Annotated in this window: 26 protein-coding genes; all 26 read right to left on the reverse strand. The window is 37.2% G+C overall.

Annotated elements, in window-relative coordinates:
* Positions 1–98: 98 nt before the first annotated feature.
* Positions 99–779 (reverse strand): zinc metallopeptidase, encoded by a 681-nt coding sequence (locus ABES03_RS13440; protein ID WP_430117776.1) that lies wholly within the window; start codon positions 777–779, stop codon positions 99–101.
* A gap of 58 nt (positions 780–837) precedes the next feature.
* Complete coding sequence (gene ypjB, locus ABES03_RS13445) at positions 838–1,626, reverse strand: sporulation protein YpjB (protein WP_430117810.1); 789 nt, start codon at positions 1,624–1,626, stop codon at positions 838–840.
* A 72-nt stretch (positions 1,627–1,698) separates the two neighbouring features.
* Complete coding sequence (locus tag ABES03_RS13450) at positions 1,699–2,292, reverse strand: DUF1405 domain-containing protein (RefSeq protein WP_430117777.1); 594 nt, start codon at positions 2,290–2,292, stop codon at positions 1,699–1,701.
* Between the two features lie 76 nt (positions 2,293–2,368).
* Complete coding sequence (locus ABES03_RS13455; RefSeq protein ID WP_308083388.1) at positions 2,369–3,145, reverse strand: menaquinol-cytochrome c reductase cytochrome b/c subunit; 777 nt, start codon at positions 3,143–3,145, stop codon at positions 2,369–2,371.
* Positions 3,146–3,204: 59 nt separating this feature from the next.
* Positions 3,205–3,879 carry a menaquinol-cytochrome c reductase cytochrome b subunit gene (gene qcrB / locus ABES03_RS13460; protein ID WP_308083387.1) on the reverse strand — a complete coding sequence of 225 codons (675 nt, stop codon included), beginning with the start codon at positions 3,877–3,879 and terminating at the stop codon, positions 3,205–3,207.
* Between the two features lie 3 nt (positions 3,880–3,882).
* Positions 3,883–4,389: a ubiquinol-cytochrome c reductase iron-sulfur subunit gene (locus ABES03_RS13465; RefSeq protein ID WP_308083386.1), complete on the reverse strand. Its 507-nt coding sequence runs from the start codon at positions 4,387–4,389 to the stop codon at positions 3,883–3,885.
* Positions 4,390–4,530: 141 nt separating this feature from the next.
* On the reverse strand, positions 4,531–4,995 hold the full coding sequence (locus tag ABES03_RS13470; RefSeq protein WP_430117778.1) for a YpiF family protein: 465 nt from the start codon (positions 4,993–4,995) through the stop codon (positions 4,531–4,533).
* Positions 4,996–5,082: 87 nt separating this feature from the next.
* Positions 5,083–5,649, reverse strand: a complete 567-nt coding sequence (locus ABES03_RS13475) for a ReoY family proteolytic degradation factor (protein WP_335528926.1) — start codon at positions 5,647–5,649, stop codon at positions 5,083–5,085.
* A 32-nt stretch (positions 5,650–5,681) separates the two neighbouring features.
* Positions 5,682–6,947 (reverse strand): tetratricopeptide repeat protein, encoded by a 1,266-nt coding sequence (locus ABES03_RS13480; RefSeq protein ID WP_430117779.1) that lies wholly within the window; start codon positions 6,945–6,947, stop codon positions 5,682–5,684.
* Positions 6,948–6,976: 29 nt separating this feature from the next.
* Complete coding sequence (locus ABES03_RS13485) at positions 6,977–7,873, reverse strand: hypothetical protein (RefSeq protein ID WP_430117780.1); 897 nt, start codon at positions 7,871–7,873, stop codon at positions 6,977–6,979.
* Positions 7,874–7,981: 108 nt separating this feature from the next.
* A complete protein-coding gene (aroA, locus tag ABES03_RS13490; RefSeq protein ID WP_430117781.1) occupies positions 7,982–9,271 on the reverse strand; it encodes a 3-phosphoshikimate 1-carboxyvinyltransferase in 1,290 nt (429 codons plus the stop codon).
* A gap of 27 nt (positions 9,272–9,298) precedes the next feature.
* A complete protein-coding gene (locus tag ABES03_RS13495) occupies positions 9,299–10,402 on the reverse strand; it encodes a prephenate dehydrogenase (RefSeq protein ID WP_430117782.1) in 1,104 nt (367 codons plus the stop codon).
* A gap of 38 nt (positions 10,403–10,440) precedes the next feature.
* Positions 10,441–11,529, reverse strand: a complete 1,089-nt coding sequence (gene hisC, locus ABES03_RS13500) for a histidinol-phosphate transaminase (protein WP_430117783.1) — start codon at positions 11,527–11,529, stop codon at positions 10,441–10,443.
* A 51-nt stretch (positions 11,530–11,580) separates the two neighbouring features.
* Positions 11,581–11,955 carry a chorismate mutase gene (aroH, locus tag ABES03_RS13505; protein ID WP_430117784.1) on the reverse strand — a complete coding sequence of 125 codons (375 nt, stop codon included), beginning with the start codon at positions 11,953–11,955 and terminating at the stop codon, positions 11,581–11,583.
* Between the two features lie 13 nt (positions 11,956–11,968).
* On the reverse strand, positions 11,969–13,039 hold the full coding sequence (gene aroB, locus ABES03_RS13510) for a 3-dehydroquinate synthase (protein WP_430117785.1): 1,071 nt from the start codon (positions 13,037–13,039) through the stop codon (positions 11,969–11,971).
* Positions 13,039–14,211, reverse strand: a complete 1,173-nt coding sequence (gene aroC, locus ABES03_RS13515) for a chorismate synthase (RefSeq protein ID WP_430117811.1) — start codon at positions 14,209–14,211, stop codon at positions 13,039–13,041. Before aroC ends, aroB begins: the two co-directional genes overlap by 1 nt.
* A 167-nt stretch (positions 14,212–14,378) precedes the next feature.
* The gene (gene ndk, locus ABES03_RS13520; RefSeq protein WP_308083376.1) at positions 14,379–14,825 is read right to left on the reverse strand and encodes a nucleoside-diphosphate kinase; all 447 of its coding nucleotides are present in this window, start codon (positions 14,823–14,825) and stop codon (positions 14,379–14,381) included.
* Positions 14,826–14,937: 112 nt separating this feature from the next.
* Complete coding sequence (hepT, locus tag ABES03_RS13525) at positions 14,938–15,900, reverse strand: heptaprenyl diphosphate synthase component II (protein WP_430117812.1); 963 nt, start codon at positions 15,898–15,900, stop codon at positions 14,938–14,940.
* Positions 15,901–15,942: 42 nt separating this feature from the next.
* The gene (locus ABES03_RS13530) at positions 15,943–16,647 is read right to left on the reverse strand and encodes a demethylmenaquinone methyltransferase (RefSeq protein WP_430117786.1); all 705 of its coding nucleotides are present in this window, start codon (positions 16,645–16,647) and stop codon (positions 15,943–15,945) included.
* Between the two features lie 4 nt (positions 16,648–16,651).
* On the reverse strand, positions 16,652–17,473 hold the full coding sequence (locus ABES03_RS13535; RefSeq protein WP_430117787.1) for a heptaprenyl diphosphate synthase component 1: 822 nt from the start codon (positions 17,471–17,473) through the stop codon (positions 16,652–16,654).
* Between the two features lie 190 nt (positions 17,474–17,663).
* Positions 17,664–17,900 (reverse strand): trp RNA-binding attenuation protein MtrB, encoded by a 237-nt coding sequence (gene mtrB / locus ABES03_RS13540; protein ID WP_430117788.1) that lies wholly within the window; start codon positions 17,898–17,900, stop codon positions 17,664–17,666.
* Positions 17,901–17,933: 33 nt separating this feature from the next.
* Positions 17,934–18,500: a GTP cyclohydrolase I FolE gene (gene folE / locus ABES03_RS13545; protein WP_430117789.1), complete on the reverse strand. Its 567-nt coding sequence runs from the start codon at positions 18,498–18,500 to the stop codon at positions 17,934–17,936.
* Positions 18,501–18,688: 188 nt separating this feature from the next.
* A complete protein-coding gene (gene hbs / locus ABES03_RS13550; protein ID WP_066060959.1) occupies positions 18,689–18,961 on the reverse strand; it encodes a non-specific DNA-binding protein Hbs in 273 nt (90 codons plus the stop codon).
* 370 nt (positions 18,962–19,331) lie between these two features.
* The gene (gene spoIVA, locus ABES03_RS13555; protein ID WP_335528972.1) at positions 19,332–20,810 is read right to left on the reverse strand and encodes a stage IV sporulation protein A; all 1,479 of its coding nucleotides are present in this window, start codon (positions 20,808–20,810) and stop codon (positions 19,332–19,334) included.
* Positions 20,811–21,172: 362 nt separating this feature from the next.
* Positions 21,173–21,883, reverse strand: coding sequence for a hypothetical protein (locus ABES03_RS13560; RefSeq protein WP_430117790.1), 711 nt, complete (start codon positions 21,881–21,883; stop codon positions 21,173–21,175).
* A 31-nt stretch (positions 21,884–21,914) separates the two neighbouring features.
* Entirely contained in the window at positions 21,915–22,100 is a 186-nt protein-coding gene (locus ABES03_RS13565; protein ID WP_309861086.1) for a DUF2768 domain-containing protein, read from the reverse strand.
* Positions 22,101–22,217 lie beyond the last annotated feature (117 nt).

Here is a 22,217-nt window from a genome sequence, read left to right on the forward strand (position 1 = left end):
GAGGGGCTAGGCGCTGGAGCTAGACATTTCTCGAAGTCGAAGTTTATACTTTCTTATACTGTAAAAAGGCTGACAGGAGTCAGCCTTTTCACTTGATATTAATCATCACTTCTATTCATACCAGTGAAGATAAGTACCAGTCTTAATAGTTCAAGGACTGCAACAGCAGCTGCAGCTACATAAGTTAAAGCTGCTGCATTTAAAACTTTTTTTGCTTCCCTTTCTTCACCATTCCCTACTAAGCCTAAAGAAACCACTTGATTCATCGCCCTATTCGAAGCATTAAATTCAACAGGCAGAGTGATAACTTGAAAAAGAACGGCTACTGCCATAAAAATAATTCCAAGTAAAAGCATACCACTCAGGTGTGCAAATATTCCAATCATAATTAAAATCCAAGAAAAATTTGAACCTATATTGGCAACCGGGACTAACGCATGACGAAAGCGTAGAAAGGCATAGCCCTCAGAATCCTGAAGGGCATGACCACATTCGTGTGCGGCTACTGCAGCTGCAGCTATGGAGTGACCATGATAATTTTCAGGTGATAGCCGTACTGTCTTCGTCCTTGGGTCATAGTGATCGCTTAAAAAGCCTCTGCCCTCTTCAACTGCTACATTAAAGAGACCATTAGAATTTAATATTTGTCTAGCAACTTCAGCCCCTCTAACATAGGTTGAGGAGGGAACCCGAGAATATTTTGAAAAGGTATTTTTCACTCTAAATTGGGCCCAAAGTGGAATAAGAATAATAACTGCAAAGTAAACAAGGTATAACATAGTGATCCTCCCAATCAGCTCTTGATGCTATTCATTTTAGTAAAGCCGATTAGATGCGTCAATCTTTTAGGTCTCTTGAGCGGTTTTTCTTCATATTTTTATCACCCTGATATTTGCGCCAACCTACATAAGATAATGTCATGATAATAATACTGCCTGTTGAAATAATGACCCACCATAATGATGGATCTGCTTCATCTTCTTCCATGTTTGCAAAAAGATTTTTCAAGTCCGTATCAAGTGCAGTCAGCTCTTGTTGGCTGTCTGAATTAGATATAACCTGGGAACGATACTCATTAATAAAATCAATTCGTGCATCTAATCTTTGTATATTTTCTACTGGCACATCAATTTTCATACTTGGATATATTACATTATATAATGATAAAAAAGTATTAAAGTTTGAGTGAAAATGAGCCGTATCACCATTTATTGCTGCATCCTTCGCTTGGTGAAAAGCAGTCATTATTTGATCTTTCATTTCTGTCCATAAGGGCTGATGACTAGTTGCGATTGCATCAATGACAAGACGGAATTTTGTTAGTTTATTTAATCTTTCCTCATATTTCATATTGGGACTAACAGCAGCTTCCATCGCTTCATCATGGGAGGTGTTAACAATCCTAACCTCGTCCATCGTTAAGGGTTTTTCCGTTCCAGTAATACTTATAAACTGATCAGAAAAGTAATCAAGTAATTTTTTTGCATCCTCATATCTATGAAACTTCACCATTTGGAGAGCCTCATCAGAGATATCATCTAGCTTCTCCATTGGCGATTGCTGTTCGGCATGTACAGTTATGGGAGTAAGCATAATGACAATTGCAAATATAAGTAACCATTTCATTTTCAATCCTTGTCCCCCCTTTCATCACTATTAAAATGTATGAAAAGCTGGACAAGGTTAGACCATGTTTGATTATTTTATTTCAAGCCTGTACCTGCCAGGTCGAATGACAAAATAATATGCAAGTCCTATTGAAACGATAGAGAGCCAAAAAGTGAAGTATCCAATCTGTGGAGTATAGCGATTGAGCATATGATAACTAGGTAACATGAAAAATACGTAATCAATGACATCATTATGTAAAGTCCAAATAGCCGTAACAATTAAATGCCACCATTTAAAGCGGTAAAATGGCGCATATAATAGCCCTTGAACAGCCATAGCAAAATGAGAAAAAATTAGCATATAGCCAATCCAATCTAATTCTCCTTGAACAAAGTAAACCAAGATATTCATGACAACTGCCCAGATCCCATACTTAAAAAGTGTGACAATTGCTAAAGCTTCTATTATCGGCCAATTTTTCTTTAATAAAAATGCAATCAGGACAAAAACAAAAAATAAACTTGCAGTTGGACTGTCAGGTACAAATAAAAGAAAAATACCCGGAGTCTCCTTAAGTTGCCACCCGTACCAATAATACCCATATATAGTCCCAGCTATATTAATTAAAAGCAAGATTTGAAGGATTGAACGATTCGCCAAGAGAGGATAAACCCAACGCACAAAATCTCCCCTTTTCAATTTAGTAAGATATGTAATAAAAAAGCTGACGATTCCCCGTCAGCTTTTCTGAATTTAATTATTCTTTACCTAATCCAGAAATAAATTCTGAAAGTTTCTTTAACTCTTCATCAGTACCTTTAAAGATACCTGGAGGCATTTTTCCGCCTTTACCTTGCTTAGCAATCTTCGCTACCTCATCAGCTGATAAACCAGTTCCAATGAGTGTTGGAGCACCAGCACCACCTTGAAGATTTTCACCATGACAAGTTATACAAGTGTTTTTACTAGCAATTTGGTAGCCTTCACTTGACTTATCGATTTCCACTTTAGGAACAATCTTACCTTGACGTTCAGCAGCAGCCCAGTCATGAGTAGCAACAGATTCCCAAGTTAAAAACACGATAGAAGCTAGCGCCAATAACATGAATCCAGTAGCAAGTGGACGCTTTGTTGGGCGGCGTTCCGGTCCACGATCAAGAAACGGTGCCAATAATAGTCCTCCAAAAGCAAGTCCAGGCATAATCATTGCACCAATAACTGTATATGGACCAGATGCAAATGAGTATTTTAATAATTGGTACAAGAACAAGAAATACCAGTCTGGTAATGGAATATATCCTGTATCAGTTGGATCAGCAATCCTTTCAAGCGGAGCTGGATGTGCTACTGTTAAGCATAAATACCCGACTAGAAATACAGCTCCTACCATCCATTCTTTCAAAAGGAAGTTCGGCCAAAATGCCTCTGTTTTACCAGGGTATTCTGAATAATCTTTAGGAAGCATCTGTTTACGTGCTTCAGGTGCTAACACACGAGAATCGCCTACGAACTTCATACCTTTACCTTTATGCATCGAGAAATCCCCTCCTTTTTCCGTAGAGATTAGAAAAAATATACTATGTCAGATTGATTTTATAGTGGTCCAGAAATACCTTGCTTACGAATCATGATAAAGTGAGCTCCCATTAATCCAAGCAATGCACCAGGTAAGAAGAATACGTGGATTGCAAAGAAACGAGTTAATGTCTGAGCACCAACGATGTGTTCATGACCTGCTAGTAAAACCTTCACATAAGTTCCAATAAATGGAGTGGCTTCAGCAATTTGAAGACCAACTTTAGTTGCAAATAACGCTTTCATATCCCATGGTAATAAATAACCTGTAAAACCTAATCCAAGCATGACGAAGAAAATAAGAACTCCGACAACCCAGTTTAATTCACGAGGCTTTTTATAGGCACCTTGGAAAAAGACGCGAAGTGTATGTAAAAACATCATGACAAGTACTAAACTTGCACCCCAGTGATGCATTCCACGTACGATTTGTCCAAAAGCAACTTCATTTTGAAGATAATAAACAGATTCCCAAGCGTTTTTAATATCTGGTACATAGTACATTGTTAAGAACATACCAGATAAAATCTGAATGACAGTTACGAAGAATGTTAGACCGCCAAAGCAATAAACAAACGCTGAAAAGTGATGCGCTGGATTAACATGCTCTGGTACTTCATGGTCTGCGATATCGCGCCACAAAGGCGTAATATCTAAACGTTCATCTACCCAATCGTAAATTTTGTTTAACAATGATTACGCCTCCTTCCGTGGTTGTGCTTTTCCTAAATAAAGGTACCCGTCTTTTTCTTTGTATGGATACAAATCAAGTGGTGCTAACGGTGGTGTACCTGCAATGTTTTTACCGTTTTTCTCATAACGGCCGTAATGACATGGGCAGAAGAATTGACCTGGATGTTCCTTGTCAGTATTCCAGTTAACCGTACAGCCTAGATGTTTACAAGTTGGCGATAAAGCCACAATTTTTCCATCATCACCCTTATAAACCCAAGCCGTATTCGTTACTTCTGACTCATACCAAGCATCCTTTTGCTTAAAGGTAAAGTCAACTCGAACTGGTTCTTTTGTTATTTCAGAAACTTTTTGCTTTGTTGCGATAAAGTCTCCGCCTTCTTCGGCTTTTAATACAGGATCCACAGCAAAACGAACCATTGGCATTAACATGCCGGCTGCCATGAAACCACCTACACCTGTTAATGTGTAGCTCAAAAATTGACGTCTTGAAACGCGCTCTTTACTCATGATTATCCCCCCTCTATTCACGAAGTTAAGTCCAGCGGACAATAAATTAAACACATATAAAACTAGGACATAACAATGATATATCAATCTGCAAGCAAGGTCAATATCATACTATTTTAAAAACATATAATATGAATAGTTTTACTCATTTTCATGCCATTTTTGCGTAAAAAGAACAAAAAGCTGTTTTACTTGGCTATCAATCATTTCCATTTTTTGAGAATTATCCATCTGTTCTAGCGGGAGAGTTGGCAGCCAGATTAATGATCCATTTAGTTCTACTTCCCGATTTCTCCAATCAATGTCGGATGTTATGTAAAACAAATGCTTAAATGATTGTTGTGAAATCGTCTTTTCCCACTCCTGTAAGGTTGTTATACTTTTTTCCCTCTCCTCATTTTTGAGATAAGTAAAAGGCGGGAATAATAATAATCTTCCTGTAAACTGTCTTTCTAAATGATTTGTTAATAAAGTGATAAACTCAGCCGATGCGGCTGATTGTTTCATATCCTCTCCAACCGAAACAGCATAAAGCGGTATAATAGCAGTATCTACGTATTCCTTCGCAGTTATGTAAGTCTCTATATCTTGTGGAACCCATTTCATTTTATTTACACCAACCTTTTTGATTACTATCCATATATTATCATTATCTTTCACTACAACAAAAGCAAAATAAAAAAAGAAGCATGCTTAGCGCAAACTTCCCTTTTGTTCAACAGCCATTAGTTTATTTAGTTTTTCTGTTAACATTTCAAATGCCATACGATCTTGTTTGTCAAGAGCTTCATCAATCAATTGAAGTAACTTCTCACGTTGAAACCGTTTTATACTATTCTGTAGAAGTTGTTCTGCAATTACTCCATCCTTTTCATTCACTTGTAGATGTTTTGGGACAAATGGATTTTCTTCTAGGACAGCAGCATATTGATGAGCTTGATTTGAAGCATGAAAGTTTAACTGGATAAATATATCCTCATCGCGATTAAGCCGGATATCATGAAAGGATTTTTCTGCATCAGTTGTCATGACATTTTCCTTATAGAACCGAAATGGTACCTTATCTACACAGTGTGTAGACATAATCAACCCTCTTGGACAGTACTGTGCTTGCTCAACAAAATGAACCTTTTCCATTAGCTGATCGTGGCTCATTAAATAGTTTAAGATCCAAACACATTCTCTCCTCTTTAATTGGTAGTGATTTAAAAACCAGCGAATAAAGTCCTTCTTCTCGTTGACAGAAACAGGGGTTGCCATGATAGTTTCCCTCCTCTGCATAGTCAGCATTCTTAATCTTGTAATTCGGTTAAACGGTCGAGTAAATCTAAATACTCTACATTTGTTGGATCTTCAATTAGTAGTTGTTTAAAAATTTCGGCGGCTCGGTCGTTTTTTCCTTCTTCAATTAGAAAATATCCAAAATCAAGTAAAAAGGCTTCATTATTCTTAAAAAAAGTATATGCACTTTCATATTTGTCTAATGCGTATGAATATTCTTCAAGCTTCTCAAATGCAAGTGCAGAATCCCATAAAAGCTGAGGTTCTTCATCCTCTACATACTCGATCTGAGAAATTAGCTCAATAACGTCCTCATACCGCTCTTGTTGAAAAAAGAGTTTATTTAAGGTAAGAGCTACTTCCGTAAAACCTGGGTCTAAGGCAAGAGATTCACGGAAAAATCCCTCTGCTTCTTTTCCCTTTCCTAACTTGATCGCTATTTTACCACCATACAAAAATAGTTCTTTATTAAATTCGTCTTGTTTAATTCCTTCTTTTATTGCCTCAAGGCTATTTTCTAGTTCTTCTTCCCGCTCATAAGCCTTTGCGAGATGTAAATAAAGTGAATGGTATTCAGGATCAAGTCCCTTTAGTTCATTAAATTTTTCAATGGCAGTCCGGTTGTATCCTGCCTGGAGCGCAGTAAAAGCATAACCAAATAATGTGTTAATTTCTAACTTTTCATCCATTGCTTTATCATAATACATCAACGCATCCTCAAAAGCTCCAGAAGCGCTTAATAAGTCTGCCATTCTTTGATGAATATTGACCCCGGCAATTTCGTGTTCTTCCTTCAAAACCACTTCATAAGCATTCATTGCCTTTGTTACTTCACCTTGTTCACTAAATAGCTCACCTAGAGCAAAATCAATGATTACTTCATTTGGCAATATTTCTTTTGCTTTTAAAAGTTTTCTTTCACATACCTCATAGAGACCCTGAATTTGATAAAGGTCTGCTAACAATAATAATGACTGACCATAATTAGCATCTTTTTCAGAAATTTGTTCAAGGACAAGAATGGCTTCTTCTTCCTCTCCTGCCTCAACTAATATTTCACCGAGCAAAACAAGAAGCTCTCCCTCTTCAGGGTAAATTTTTAACAGATCTTCAATTAAAGCCTTAGCTTCATCCAGGAAACCGTATTGGTACAATTCTTCTCCAAGTAAAAATTTCTCTTCAGGCATGCCGCTATTTAATACAACATTATATTCAGTTAAGGCCTCATTATGTTGGCCGTTTTCTAATAAGCTAATAATTTTATTTACTCTATCCATTGGAATAATACCTCTTCTCCCCCTTGATATTACAAAGAAAAATAAGATGGGGTTCGCACCTTAACATGTTCTCCATTTCCAGGTTTAAATAAAACATTTCCCGCTGAACGGATCACCTTTCCTTTGTGAACTGTAACTGCAAGTCTATCACCATGATAATGAAATAAGTGAAGTTCATCAACCCTCTTGATTTCTCTACCTTTTAAATACAAGTTATAGCTTAACTCGGTTCCACTCATAAGGCTAGCTTTTTGCGGATATAAACCAATTTTATTTAATAAAGGTACTGTCAACGGTTGATTTTCATCTATTTCCTCGTAGTGTGCAGGTATTTTTTCTTTTACCATGATACCTTTCCATTTCGACAAAGCTGCCTTTTGTTCCTTCTTTAATGTGGGAGAAATTATTGGAAAAAGTGGGCAGTTAAAAGGAAACAAGGCTTCCCTTATCCATCCCCAAGGTATCTTTTCTAAATCATCTTGATTTGTAAGTTCAACGAAGATGGCTGGCACCTTATTTTTCTTACAATTTCTAATAAAGTTTGGTGTTATAAGGCGCGCAGGAATCTTGACTCCAATAATAAAATCAATCGGGCAACTCATTAAAGAGGTTTTTACTTCATTTATCTTTTCTTCTAATTCATTTTCATAAAAAACATTTGCATAGGTAAATAAGGTAGTACAGCCCTTTAAAAGGAATTGTTCAATCAAACATTTTTTTATTTCTGGAAATGACCGTAAATTTGGGATGGTTGAATTTAAAAGAACAAAAGTAGGGGTCATAAAAAATGGTTCAACATCCATCTTCATTAACCGATAATGAGGTAATCTACCTTGAATTGTAGTTATACGATCTTCTGTTACTAGGATTGAACATGAAGTTAACCGCTCGCCTTTAAGGATATTGGCATTTTCAATGATATACAAGAGCACACCACCCCGCTTTCCTCTTTAAGACAAGCTATGCTCAAAAGGACAAAACTATGACTCCGAGATTGTTTTCCACAAAAAAATAAAGCCGCATTCATTGCAGCTTTATTGAATAAGGTTATTTAGATGTTCGAAGAAGTTTGGATATGAAACGGAAATAGCTTCTGGTTTATCCAAAAGAACCTCTTCCTTACTCAGGAGGGCTGCTACAGCCAGCATCATCCCAATGCGGTGGTCTCCGTGACTTGAAACAACTCCACCATGCAATTTGGACCTTCCATGGATAACCATTCCATCCTCAGTCGCCTCTATTGATGCCCCTAATTTTTTTAGTTCTTGAACCACCGTATCGATGCGGTTGGTTTCTTTTACCTTTAGCTCTTCTGCATCTTTAATGATTGTCTCCCCATCAGCCTGAGTAGCCATAAGAGCAATAATTGGAATCTCGTCAATTAATTTTGGAATCAAATCACCTTCAATGATTGTTCCCTTAAGAGATGACGACTTGATAATAAGGTCTCCGGTAGGTTCAAACTTGTTGTCCTGATCTTCATGGATTTCTAAATCAGCACCCATTTTTTGCAATACTTCTATAATCCCTGTTCTGGTTGGGTTAAGACCAACATTTTTAAGGTGAATTTCACTCCCAGGTACGATTGCTCCAGCAACTAAAAAAAAGGCAGCTGAAGAAATGTCACCAGGGACATGGATTGAAGCAGCTGTTAGCTTTTGACCACCTTTGACCGTTATTACTTTGTTATCTTTTTGGATTTCTCCACCGAATCTACGGATCATTCTTTCAGTATGGTCACGAGTTTCAGCAGGCTCAATAATCAGACTATCTCCATCAGCCTGTAAACCTGCTAGAATGAGTGCAGATTTCACCTGAGCACTTGCAACAGGGAGTGTATAGTTGATTGATTTTAATTGTCCGCCACGAATAGAAAGAGGAGTATAGGATCCATTATGTCTCCCATCTATTTTTGCACCCATATTTGACAATGGATTGGTTACCCTTGTCATTGGTCTTTTTCCAATTGACTCATCACCAATTAACGATGAGAAAAACGGTCTTCCCGCCAATATACCCATTAATAATCGAATAGTCGTCCCAGAGTTACCAACATCCAATAGCTCATTCGGCTCTGTTAACCCTTCAAAGCCATTTCCGAATATACGTAGTTGGTCATTACTTTCCTCAATTCTTACACCGAGTTTCTTGAAACAGGAGATGGTACTTAAACAATCATCACCCTTTAGAAAGTTCGTTACCGTTGTCACGCCGTGTGCAATGGAACCAAACATAACCGATCGGTGAGAGATTGATTTATCTCCAGGAATGGTTACCTCACCAACTAAACTGCTTATATCTGTCTTAAGTGTTAATGCTGCCATAAAATCACCTTTTTAAATCATTTTTTGTTAGGAACCAATGGAAGTTGCATAGCGTGAGTAGGTACCAATACATTGTTCTGCTCTTTGCCGGTCCTCTTCGGATTGAAAACTGATAACTAAAACTCCATTAATGTCTTCTCTTGTTTCTAGAATTCTAATATTTGTAATACTAATGTTTTCTTTTGCAAGGTAGCCGGTTATTTCAGAAACTACCCCAGGGTAATCTGGTACATCTACAAACAAATCATAAAAGGCAGGAATCGCTCCTTTTTCCTTCTGCGGCAAACCATCACGGAAATCCTTTGCTTGCTTGAAATAATTGAAAATTGCACTGCTATTTTCACTTTCAAGTAATGTTTTTATCCCATTCATTTCAACCTGCCATTGTTCTAGCAAACTTATTAAAATTTCCCGATTATTAAGCAAAATATCTTTCCACATCTCGGGACTACTTGAGGCAATACGAGTTATATCCCTAAATCCGCCCGCAGTCAACCGGGGAATTAAATTTTCAGATTCTGATAATTTTTCTGTTTGTCGAACAATTGACGCCGCAATAATATGCGGAAAATGGCTAACAATTCCGGTAAGATAGTCATGAGTCTCCGGGGTTATCATTAAAAATTTTGCACTAGTCCCTTTTAACCAATTTTTCAATTGGTCTACTTTACTATTTTCAATATGCATTTCAGGTGTTAGTAAATAAAATGCATTTTCAAATAGAATTTCTTTCGCAGCAGAGACACCACTTTTGTGAGAGCCAGCCATCGGATGTCCACCAATAAAAGTGATACCTTGCTCCTTCAAGCTAGTTGCACTTTTTACAATTTTTGTTTTTGTACTTCCTGTATCAGTCACAATGACATTTGGATTTAATGGTAACTCAGAAAGCAACTGAATAATTTGTTTCGTCTCATTTACTGGTGCAGCGATAATAATTAAATCAGCATTTATTGCACCAGCAGGAATACTTTCAGCTACCTCATCAATTACTCCCAACATTTTAGCAAGACGGGCTTGTTCGCTGTTAATATCAAATCCAATAATGGTTGCTTTATGCTCTTTTTGGATACATAAAGCTAATGAACCTCCAATCAGTCCTAAACCAATAACAAAAACCCGGCCTTTCATTGTTTTTTCCCCCTATTATGAAAAGCACAAGAGCATGTTTACTTTTCAGCCAGAAATTCACTTAATGCGTTTAATACACCTTCGTTCTGATCAAAAGAACCAACTGTAATTCTAACAGCAGTTGGAAAGCCAAGTGGTCTACCGGAACGAACGATATATCCTTTTGTTTGTAAATAATGAAAAACCTCATCCCCGTCTGTTTGACAATCGATTAGTATAAAATTTGTCTGAGAAGGGTAATAGCTAAGATCATATTTCTCACAAAATGAATAGAATTGTTCAAGACCCTGTCTATTTTTTGCTTTACATTCTTCGACAAAAGCCTGATCCCTAACGGCAGCAGCTGCTGCTAATTGCCCTAAAGTATTGACGTTAAACGGTTCTCTAGCAGGTTCAAGCGCTTTGATAATCTCTCGATTCGCTACCCCATATCCAACCCTTAAAGCAGCTAGTCCGTATACTTTAGAAAAAGTTCTTAGAACAATTAAATTTTCATACTTTCGTTGTAGATTAATGGAATCATAGTAATCCTCTGCCGTAACGTACTCATAGTACGCTTCATCAAGAACAACAAGAATATGTGAAGGAACCCGATCAAGGAAGTTAATTAATTTATGTTCTGGTATATATGTACCTGTTGGGTTATTTGGGCTGCATACCCAAATAATATTGGTCTGCTCGTCAACAGCCTCTAGCATTGCATCTAAATCATGTTCACCTTCTACAAGCGGTATTTCCTTAATAACTGCACCTTCAATAACAGCATTATGCTTGTACTGTGAAAAGGTTGGTGTTGCCATAATCGTACTAGCATTGGGATGTAATAGCGCTCTAGAAATAATTTGAATTAGATTGTCTGAACCATTTCCTAAAATTAGTTCTTCCTCATCAACATTTAAAAAAGAAGCTAGTGTCTCTCTAAAATGAGTCGCGTACCCATCTGGATAGATGGCCATACTAGTTTGATGGTCTTGAATTGCAGCCATTGCCTGTTTGGAACATCCAAAGGGATTTTCATTTGATGCTAATTTTACAATCTGATCCAATTTAAACTCTTTCTTTACTGCCTCAATTGATTTTCCTGGTTGATAAGGAGTCAGTGTTAATAATTGCTCTTTCCATCTCATTTTCCCCACTCCAATCGTTTATGGTAATAACTTTCTTTTAACAGGATTCTCTTATAACGATAACGTACTGTCAAGGTCAGGCCGTAGTGATTTCGCTTTATTTAAATAGATATGCTGGATTTCTTGTTGTGATTTTGTTGTATTTACATGCATCATTACTCTTACACACATGTCCAAGGAGTTCTGAACTGGAATTTCTCGCATACACATAACAGGCACATAAGTCCATCCTTGAAACCTTCGAAGTGCCTTTGCCGGAAATGCTGCGTTTATATCTTCGGTTGTTGAAATGAATATGGATGCAACTGAATCAGGATGTATTTCATTCATTTCTATCATATTGATTAGAAGCTCTTCAGTCGCAGAAACGATAGCCTCTTCTGAATTCTCAGTAATAGTCGTAGCTCCTCTTACCCCTCTGATCATGAAAATCCCCCTTTTATAACCTTTTTAGTTCTTCTAACAAAACCTTCTCAGATACTTCCTGTAATTTTGGCTGACCAATTTGTTGTAATAGTACAAATCGATACGATTCACCAACTGACTTTTTATCTTGCTTCATTTTACTCAGTAAATGTTCAAAAGATAAATGACGTGGCAGTTTTGTATCATATCCAAGTTCTGTCACCCATTGAACAAATTCGGTTACATTAAACGATAAATTCAGTAGCTGATTGCTTAGTTTTAAGGCATATACCATTCCAATCATCACGGCTTCCCCATGGGTGTAGTTCCCATATCCCATTTCTGATTCAATTGCATGTCCTAATGTATGACCAAAATTTAAATACGCTCGTACGCCTGTTTCTCTTTCATCCTGAGATACAAATTTATTTTTAATTCGTATACCCTTTATTAAAGAATCCGCTAAGCTCTCTTGGTTAATGGATTGGATATCAGGAACATGTGATTGTAGCCAATAATAAAAATCAGGATCAGAAATAAGTGCATGCTTAATAACCTCAGCAAATCCTGAGCGAATTTCTTGCTCGGGTAGCGTTTTTAACCATTCCAAGTCGTAAAAAACAGCTTCTGGCTGATAAAAAGCTCCTATCATATTTTTCCCAAGCGGATGATTAATGGCTACTTTACCACCTACCGCACTATCATGAGCTAATATGGTAGTCGGAACTTGGATAAACGGAATCCCCCTCATAAAGGAAGCTGCAACAAAGCCTGACAAATCTCCTACTGCTCCGCCGCCAAAAGAAAGAATGAGAGATTTTCGGTCAAGACCGTTTTCGAGTGCTGTAGACAGAGCTTGATAATATACATCAAAGGTTTTCGCCTTTTCTCCACTTGGCGCTATAAAAATAATAGGATTCCATGCATTTAGAACCGTTTGTAGTTCTTGTAAATGAAGTTTAGCAACAGTTTCATCTGTAATAATTAATATTCTTGTTAGGTCAGTAAGATGATTGGATAAAAAATCATTCAATTCTTTTCTTACACCTTCCCCAACAAAGACGGGATAACTTTTCGACGCCGTTTGAATTTGAATGGTTTCCATTAAAACTCCCTCGCATATTCACGCTGCCTTTTAATTTCATCCATAAATGTATCAAAACGATCACTATAAAATTGTTCCACTAGTGAGTTCGCTAGCTCCCAAGCAATGACATGTTCTGCCACTACAGCCGCAGCAGGTACAGCACAGCTATCTGAACGTTCAACACTTGCAGCAAAAGGCTCTTTCGTGTCAATATCCACGCTCATCAAGGGCTTATAAAGAGTTGGGATTGGCTTCATCACACCCCTAACAACAATCGGCATTCCTGTTGTCATACCTCCCTCAAAACCACCCAAACGGTTGGTCTTGCGGTAATAGCCCATCTCTTCATTCCAAGCAATTTCATCATGCACTTCGCTTCCAGGCTTTCTTGCTGCCTCAAAACCAATTCCAAATTCAACACCTTTAAATGCATTTATGCTGACAATGGCACCTGCAAGCTTTGCATCTAGTTTGCGGTCATAATGAACGTAACTGCCAACTCCTGCAGGCATGCCTGTGACAATAACCTCTACAACCCCACCAATTGAATCTCCATTTTTCTTTGCATCATCAATTGCTGTCATCATTTCTACTTCGACATTTGGATCTGCTACACGAACAGGAGAATGTTCTGCTCTTTCCTTCAATTCATCGATGGATAACGATGTGTCAACCTTGGCTTTCACTCCGCCAATTTCTACTACGTGAGCAACGACATCCACACCAACTAAGGATAACAATTTCTTTGCAACTGCACCTGCTGCAACCCTTACAGTTGTCTCACGGGCTGATGAACGTTCAAGTACATTCCTCATATCACGGTGGCCATATTTTATTGCTCCATTTAAATCAGCATGCCCCGGCCTAGCACGCGTTATTTTACGCTTAATTTCGTCTTCCTGTCCTTCAATCAAGGGTTCAGCGCCCATAATTTTCGTCCAGTGCTTCCAGTCATTATTCTTAACCACAAGGGCAATTGGTGAGCCGAGTGTTTGTCCATGTCGAATACCTGATACGATTTCTGCGGTATCTTTCTCGATTTGCATTCTTCTGCCACGACCATGACCTTTTTGACGTCTTGCTAGTCCCTCATTAATATCCTCAGCTAATAATGGCATCCCAGCAGGAAAGCCTTCTAAAATTGTTGTTAATTGTGGTCCATGAGATTCTCCTGCTGTTAAGTATCTAATCCCCATTCTCTTTCCCCCTTCAACTCATTAAAGAATTATGTATCAATATAACATATCATGCTCAATAAACCTAGTATAACTATTCAGAAAATAAGGAAAAATATTTTGTAATCGTATACAAAAAGGCACTCGTATAATAACTATACAAGTGCCTCTAAATTATTAGATTAGTAAATCCATTCGTTCACTAATTTTGTGTACTCAACTACTCCTGTATCCTTAAAGAATAAGCCGATTTCACGCTCAGCACTAGTAGGAGAATCAGATCCATGAATAACATTTTTACCAACTGTTAATCCAAAGTCTCCACGGATTGTTCCTGGCGCTGCATCCTTTGGATTAGTTGATCCCATCATTTGGCGGGCAGTAGCAATTACATTTTCACCTTGCCAAACCATTGCGAAAACAGGACCAGAAGTAATAAAGTCTACTAATTCTCCGAAGAAGGGGCGCTCCTTGTGCTCACCATAATGCTCCTCTGCAAGTTCAGTAGGAATGTTCATTAACTTTGCTCCAACCAATTGGAAGCCCTTTCTTTCAAATCGTGAAACGATTTCTCCGATTAAATTACGCTGTACGCCGTCAGGCTTCACCATTAAAAATGTTTTTTCCATGAATTCCACTCCTAATTAATTATGTATATTGATTGTTAGTCGAAAACAATCCATGAAAAATGTTACCATTTTTTCGAATATTGTGCAAGTTGATATAAATAGATGAATGCATTTAAAACTTTCTTCTCCCAATAAACTTAGCAATATCACGAAGTGTTTTTTGTGTTTTGTTTGCAGGTAATTCTTCAAGTACAGCTAAAGCTTTATCTAAGTATCGGTCACTTAGTGCGATTGATTTGTCGATGGCACCTGACTGTTTAATTAGAGAGATAATTTCAGTGATTTCGGTAGGATTCATATCTGCATGTACCTTTAGAATTTTTTGGCGAATTGCAGCATTTTCCATTGCGTAAAGTACTGGTGCAGTAATATTTCCTTGGAGAAGATCACTTCCTGCAGGCTTTCCAAGTTCTTTTTCTGTACCTGTAAAATCTAAAATATCATCCGTTATCTGGAATGACATTCCCACATAATAACCGAAACGATACAGTTTTTTATGAACAGATTCTTCAACATCAGCAGCTATCGCACCTAGTTGACAACTAACAGCAATTAGTAAAGCGGTTTTTCTTTTAATTCTGCGGAGATAATCTCTGAGATTTTGATTAAAACGATATTTATCTTTTATTTGCTGAATTTCCCCTACTGTTACTTCTACGATTGTATTGGCTAGTATTTTGTGGGCAGTTGAATTATTAATATTTGTCATCAATTCTAATGCAAGAGCGAAAACAAAGTCACCGGTGTACATCGCAATTTTGTTATCCCATTTCGATTTAACGGTAGGTTGACCACGGCGAAGGTCAGCATCGTCGATCACATCATCATGAACAAGTGAAGCCATATGAATAAGTTCAAGGGCAACAGCAACATTTTTCATCACATGTATATCATAATGTCCAAATTTACCTGCAAGCAAAACAAAAACAGGACGAATCCTTTTTCCTCCGGCTTGTAATGTATGCATCGAAGCTTGTTTAAGTAAACGAGACTCGGTTTGAATCGTCTCTTCAAGCTTTTTTTCAATTAAGTTAATATCCGAATTCAAAAATGAATACATCATTTTTAATTTCATTGTATTCACCCTGCTTTTCATCCTGTCTTCGATTTCAATCCGTTATTTCTTTTTACCAATATGAACAGCAGCTGCTCCACCACTATAAGGCTTGTATTTCACCTCGGTTAAGCCGGCTTGTTCAAACATTCGGGCAAGCTCCCGCATCCCTGGAAAATCCCGTGCTGATTCATGAAGCCATGCATATTCATTATAGCTCTTTGCGAGTAATTTACCGAACATCGGCATAATAAAACGGAAGTAAAAATAGTAAAGCTGTTTATAGACGATCAAGGTTGGCTGAGATGTCTCTAAGCAAACAACCATCCCACCTGGTTTTACAACTCGGTGCATTTCTTTTAACACCTGAAGGTAGTCTGGTACATTTCTTAACCCAAAGCCAATTGTTACATAGTCAAAACTGTTATCTGGGAAAGGAAGCTCCATGGCATTACCATGAACAAGTTCAACCTGCTTTAGCCCTAGCTCTTTTACCTTTTCAACGCCTACTTTAAGCATATTTTGACTAAAATCTAAGCCAACAACTTTACCGTCAGGCCCAACAGCATCTGCTAAGGCAATCGTCCAATCAGCTGTTCCACAACAAACATCGAGTGCTTTTGAACCGGGTTGTACATTCATTTTTTTCATGGTGTCTTTGCGCCACTTGATATGCTGCTGAAAACTAATAACAGAGTTCATTTTATCGTAGTTATCAGAAATTTTCTCAAACACATTGTGAACTCGCTGTTCTTTCGATTGCTGCATGTTTTTACCCTTCTTCCACAAAAGATTTTGCATATGGCTTGTATTGTTTTAATAACGTAGAAATTCTGCTCTCTAGCACATCATTTAAATAAGGAAGCTGGTTTAACCCTTTTTCAATAATTTGTCTTGAACGCTCAATGTATTGATCACAAATCATTAGTAAATGATTGTGTTGTTCCCCCGAAATCTCTTTTAATCTATAATCATTGATGGGAAAAACAATTTTTTTAAGTGCATCAAATAATACTGAACTTTTTGTCTGAATAAATTGGTTTTTTTCTTTTAATAATCGTTTAAATAAAAATAAATGCGATAAGAAATCATTCCATAACTCTATTTTAAAAACCTCTGAAAGTTTCAGTAGTAAGGCACTCTCTATTAATTTAATGCTTATCATTAACTTCTCAATACCATCTGATTCCTTTTGATAAACAGAGATTTTCTGTTCATTCACTTGTTTGATTCCTTCAGAAAGCGCCTTAATAAGCGTTATATCATCCGAATCAGCAAGTAGCTTATAATATAATCCGCTAAAATAATCACCAGCTAAAACCGTTAATTGACGGCTTTTTTCATCTTTAGAAGAGTTTGATATATGTTCATGGGTATCAAGGGCTATTTGTATAAGCATCGTTGACATGGCGTAATTTTGCATTTTACTATAAGACAATTCGATACGGTCCATAATTGAAATAAGGATAAGGAGCTTATCTTCATCAATGATCGGCGCCTCAATATATTCGAGCAGGTATGCGTCTAAAACCTTTTTTTCGACCTGCTCTCTAATATTTGTGAATTTTTGTCGAATGTCCTGCAATATAATCACCCTTGCTTCCCCGAAATAATGTCCCTATGTATTCTTATTTTCTAATTAAAAAGGAAAATTCATGCCCATAAAATAAAGAAGATTCTATTCATATCTTTAAAAACAAGGCAGACACCATTATATCATAAAAGGTATCTTATGGGCAGGAATTCACAAAATAATCATTTAATCAATTTCAACTTTCAAACACCTATTTCTTTATTTCACTTTCGACTTCACCATACTGTGTGAGAATTTGGGCATTTCCTCTAATTTTGATGGCTGAAGTATGCTCAGTGAATTGGGCAATAAGCACTTCTCCCCTGTCCAGCTTTTCTGAATGATGAAATCTAGTATCTGTGCCTCTTGTTAAGCCTATTACACTTACTCCATCTTCAATAGCCTTTATGACCACATAATCGTTATTTTGCGGATTGCGCTTTTCCACTTTCTTCACTCCAATAGTAAAAAATAATTCACCTTAGTATTTTATTAAGGAAAGCACTTCAGACCGAGCAACTGCATCATCGGCAAGAGTTCCACGGACCGCAGTGGTAACAGTTTTCGAGCCAGGTTTTTTCACACCACGCATAGTCATACACATATGCTCTGCTTCAACAACTACCATGACACCATGTGGCTCTAGTTTCTCCATCATACTATCAGCAACAGTTGAAGTGATTCGCTCTTGTAGTTGAGGTCTTTTTGCAACAGCTTCAACTGCCCTTGCTAATTTACTTAATCCAGTGACGCGACCATTTTTAGGTATATACGCTACATGTGCTTTTCCATAAAAAGGCACCAGATGGTGTTCACACATTGAATAAAATGGGATATCTTTAACTAATACTAGTTCTTCATGATCTTCACTAAATATCGTTTCAAAATGCTGCTTTGGATCTTCATTTAAGCCACTAAAAACCTCTTCATACATTTTTGCCACACGCTTAGGTGTATCAAGAACGCCTTCCCTGTTTGGATTATCACCAATTGCTTCTAATATTAAACGTACCGCCTCTTCTATTTGGGCACGATTTACTTGTGACATTCTAAATTCCTCCTAATGTATATCTGTTAAGTATATATGACAAATACATATTAGCACAATTTACAGTTCAAGCAAAAACAAAGTATTTCAAGTAAACTAACAATACGCTAGGTAAAAGAAAAAAGGCCATGGAGTTTTCCATGACCTTTTTGCTTTAGCCTATTCGCTTAAAGCAATAAATTATGTAATTATTTTACTGCATCTTTAAGCGCTTTACCTGGTTTGAAAGCTGGAACTTTGCTTGCACCGATTTCGATTTCCTCACCAGTTTGTGGGTTACGACCTTTACGTGCTGCACGCTCGCGTACTTCAAAGTTTCCGAAGCCGATTAGTTGTACTTTATCACCGTTTTTCAAAGCATCTAAAATCGCATCAAAAACAGCATCAACTGCTTTAGTAGCGTCCTTTTTAGAAAGCTCGCTAGCTTCAGCAACTGCATTAATAAGTTCTGTCTTGTTCATGCCTTTCACCTCCTCCCAAAGAAATTATCAAGATTCGCAAATAAGATTACTTATCTACATTTCTAAACAATTTTTCTAATTTCTATACGTCATAGCGCGGTTTTATTAGGTTTTATTACTAAAGACATGCAAATTTGCCACTTTAGTAACTTAAATCTATTTTATGATAAAAACCCCACTAAATAAAGGTTTTCAGCACAATAACGTAATTCTGTTAAAAGATTATCACAATAAATTAAGCATATCAAGAAGATTTCATGAAATAATGGTAATCTTTTCTTTGGATCAACAAAATTCTACTATATTGGACTTTATTTCCTTACAAATTCTGAGAAAACAACAAAAAAAAGACTCCAAAGGGAGTCCAGCGCTAAAGGATAATGGCAATCAAGCCGCCTGATCCTTCATTTATAATTCTCTCTAATGTTTCTTTTAATTTATATCTTGCATTCTCTGGCATTAAGGAAAGCTTTGCTTGGATGCCTTCTCGAACAATGGAACTCAGGCTTCGTCCAAAAATATCAGAATTCCAAATGGATAATGGATCATCCTCAAAGTCTTGCATTAAGTAGCGTACAAGCTCCTCACTTTGTTTTTCCGTCCCGATAATTGGAGCAAACTCTGATTCTACATCTACTTTAATCATATGAATAGATGGTGCCACAGCACGTAATCTTACTCCAAATCTCGCACCTTGACGGATGATTTCTGGTTCTTCAAGGCTCATATCAGAAAGAGTTGGTGACGCAATACCGTAACCAGTCTGCTTTACCATTTTTAATGCATCCGCAATGTGATCATACTCTGCTTTTGCATGAGCAAAATCCTGCATTAATTCAAGCAGATGATCTTTCCCACGGATTTCAACCCCAACAATTTCTTTTAAAATATCATCATATAATTCGTCCGGAGCGAATAAATCAATTTCCGCAACTCCTGATCCCATTTCAATTCCAGCTAACCCAGCCTTATCAATGAAGTCAAAGTCGCTGAATTGTTGAACTACCCGATCCACATCTCTTAATCTCTTGATATCTTTTACTGTCTCTTTGACAGCCTCTTGATAGCTTTCACGAAGCCAATGGTTTTCACGTAATACCATTACCCAGCTCGGAAGATTTACATTGACTTCAAGTACTGGGAACTCGTAGAGTGCTTCCCGAAGGACATTTAGGACATCACTGTCGCGCATACTTTCTACACTCATAGCTATGACTGGGATGTCATATTTTTCAGCCAAACTTGATCTTAGCGTTTCTGTACTTGGATGGTATGGTTGAGCGCTATTAACGACCATAATAAACGGTTTACCAACTTCTTTAAGTTCGTTAATGACTCTTTCCTCAGCTTCAATATAGTTACTTCTTGGTATTTCTCCAATCGTTCCATCTGTTGTCACAACAACTCCGATTGTTGAATGCTCCTGAATGACTTTTCTCGTACCAATTTCTGCTGCCTCATGGAACGGAATAGGCTCTTCATACCAAGGTGTAGTAATCATTCTTGGACCATTCTCATCCTCATACCCTTTGGCTCCTGGTACTGTGTAACCCACACAATCTACGAGCCTAATATTAACATTTAAGCCCTCATCTACATGAACCGTAGCTGCCTGATTAGGCACAAATTTAGGTTCTGTTGTCATAATTGTTTTACCTGCTGCACTTTGTGGCAGCTCGTCTATCGCCCGTGATCTTTCTGCTTCACTGTTTATATTCGGTAAGACAACAAGCTCCATGAATTTCTTGATAAAAGTTGATTTTCCTGTACGAACTGCACCTACTACTCCTAAATAAATATCGCCTCCAGTTCTCTCGGCAATATCTTTAAAAATATCTACCTTTTCCAAGTGATCCCCTCCTGATCATAGAGTAAAGTGGGATAATATCATCCATTTTAGGTATTTTTGGACAGTATATGTTTATGACGTTGTCCTACATTTTTATGACACTTTTCTAAAATTTTTACCCCCCTTATTAAAAAATCACAAGATGCTTTGATATCTGTTTTTCTCTGAACGTTTGATGTTATGGAGGGTTTCTGACTATTGTCACGGATACAGAAGCTAATTTCCATATCACGATAGATTTTTCAGCAAAAAAAACCCTTCTCCTACAATATATTTCTTAGGGAAAGGGTTATGACTAAAAAAAATATTAGGATCTATATCCTTTAGGACTATACGCACAACTTGAAAGTTGAAAAACCAATCTACTCTTCTAGGAATATAGGCTCTTTCGTTTTTGTATCAATGGTGTACGGTAGGGAATAAGCTGGAACAAACATAGAATCCTTGACCAAAATAGAACGAATATCTTCACCTGGTTTGACCACTATGTCACTATTCTTTAACTTTTGATATAGATCAGGGCGATAATCTACATACACCTCCGCACTCCCCGTTATCACCAGGGATAGATTTTGATTGGTATATGGACTCACAACAAACGGAGCAGTCTCATAGCCTAGTTGTTTATAATCAATTGAAAACACATTTTTTGCAATCTGAGCTTTATAGGGTGGATATCCCTTTGTTTTAATCCTTAATTTAAGCTCACGAATGGTTTCTGTCATTCTTAAGTCAAATAATTTAACGGTTGGGTTTGTTTCCACATCAACAAGCACGTATTGAAAAATCCCTCCGTTTTCATAGGCATTTCCAGGTGGCTCTGCGATATACTTAGGCGATATTTTCTTAAACTCAATGGGATATTTTTGATAAATAGGTGTTTCCGCTTCCTTGGTTTTTATTGGCAGAATTCCACCATTGTCCTTTTTAAAGTCATCAACGGCCGTTTGCACTGCCTGAACTTGATCTTTATACGGTATTTGATTTTGGGTTAATTCCTCTTTAGGATACATACACCCCGATAAAAGAGCAGCGGTAATAAAAAGTATGAGGCCTAACATTTTTATTTTCATTAAATCACCTTTAGATTTATGTATTAGGATATTAAGTAAAGAAAACGATAAGCAAAGTCAATCCTGCGACGATCATAAATAAATAAGCAAAAACGGCTGTTATGACTCGTAGAACTCCTTTTAACTTATACCTGCTAAAATATATGGTAATAATTGCAAGAAACATCAAACCCATTCCTGCGATTGAAATCCACATTTTAATCATTGCTGGTGACAATTCTATTCCCCCTTTTTACAAAAATTAATTATAACATACGTTGTCCTTATCTAAATACCTTTCGGACAGAAAAAAACTGAAGTAAAGAGGGGCGAATTCTTTACTTCAGCCAATTGG

It is taken from the genome of Neobacillus rhizosphaerae (genome assembly GCF_050477885.1).
GTDB classification, from domain to species: domain Bacteria; phylum Bacillota; class Bacilli; order Bacillales; family Cytobacillaceae; genus Neobacillus; species Neobacillus rhizosphaerae_A.

Coding starts and splice junctions, on each gene's coding strand:
- ABES03_RS13440 (WP_430117776.1), bottom strand. CDS start 779: ATGTTATACCTTGTTTACTTTGCAGTTATTATTCTTATTCCACTTTGG.
- ypjB (WP_430117810.1), bottom strand. CDS start 1,626: ATGAAATGGTTACTTATATTTGCAATTGTCATTATGCTTACTCCCATA.
- ABES03_RS13480 (WP_430117779.1), bottom strand. CDS start 6,947: ATGGATAGAGTAAATAAAATTATTAGCTTATTAGAAAACGGCCAACAT.
- ndk (WP_308083376.1), bottom strand. CDS start 14,825: ATGGAAAAAACATTTTTAATGGTGAAGCCTGACGGCGTACAGCGTAAT.
- aroA (WP_430117781.1), bottom strand. CDS start 9,271: ATGGCAGCATTAACACTTAAGACAGATATAAGCAGTTTAGTTGGTGAG.
- aroB (WP_430117785.1), bottom strand. CDS start 13,039: ATGGAAACCATTCAAATTCAAACGGCGTCGAAAAGTTATCCCGTCTTT.
- ABES03_RS13560 (WP_430117790.1), bottom strand. CDS start 21,883: ATGAAAATAAAAATGTTAGGCCTCATACTTTTTATTACCGCTGCTCTT.
- ABES03_RS13495 (WP_430117782.1), bottom strand. CDS start 10,402: ATGAAAGGCCGGGTTTTTGTTATTGGTTTAGGACTGATTGGAGGTTCA.
- ABES03_RS13465 (WP_308083386.1), bottom strand. CDS start 4,389: ATGAGTAAAGAGCGCGTTTCAAGACGTCAATTTTTGAGCTACACATTA.
- hepT (WP_430117812.1), bottom strand. CDS start 15,900: ATGAAATTAAAAATGATGTATTCATTTTTGAATTCGGATATTAACTTA.
- ABES03_RS13475 (WP_335528926.1), bottom strand. CDS start 5,649: ATGGCAACCCCTGTTTCTGTCAACGAGAAGAAGGACTTTATTCGCTGG.
- ABES03_RS13455 (WP_308083388.1), bottom strand. CDS start 3,145: ATGCATAAAGGTAAAGGTATGAAGTTCGTAGGCGATTCTCGTGTGTTA.
- hbs (WP_066060959.1), bottom strand. CDS start 18,961: ATGAACAAGACAGAACTTATTAATGCAGTTGCTGAAGCTAGCGAGCTT.
- folE (WP_430117789.1), bottom strand. CDS start 18,500: ATGTCACAAGTAAATCGTGCCCAAATAGAAGAGGCGGTACGTTTAATA.
- aroH (WP_430117784.1), bottom strand. CDS start 11,955: ATGATCAGAGGGGTAAGAGGAGCTACGACTATTACTGAGAATTCAGAA.
- ABES03_RS13470 (WP_430117778.1), bottom strand. CDS start 4,995: ATGAAATGGGTTCCACAAGATATAGAGACTTACATAACTGCGAAGGAA.
- ABES03_RS13530 (WP_430117786.1), bottom strand. CDS start 16,647: ATGCAGCAATCGAAAGAACAGCGAGTTCACAATGTGTTTGAGAAAATT.
- hisC (WP_430117783.1), bottom strand. CDS start 11,529: ATGAGATGGAAAGAGCAATTATTAACACTGACTCCTTATCAACCAGGA.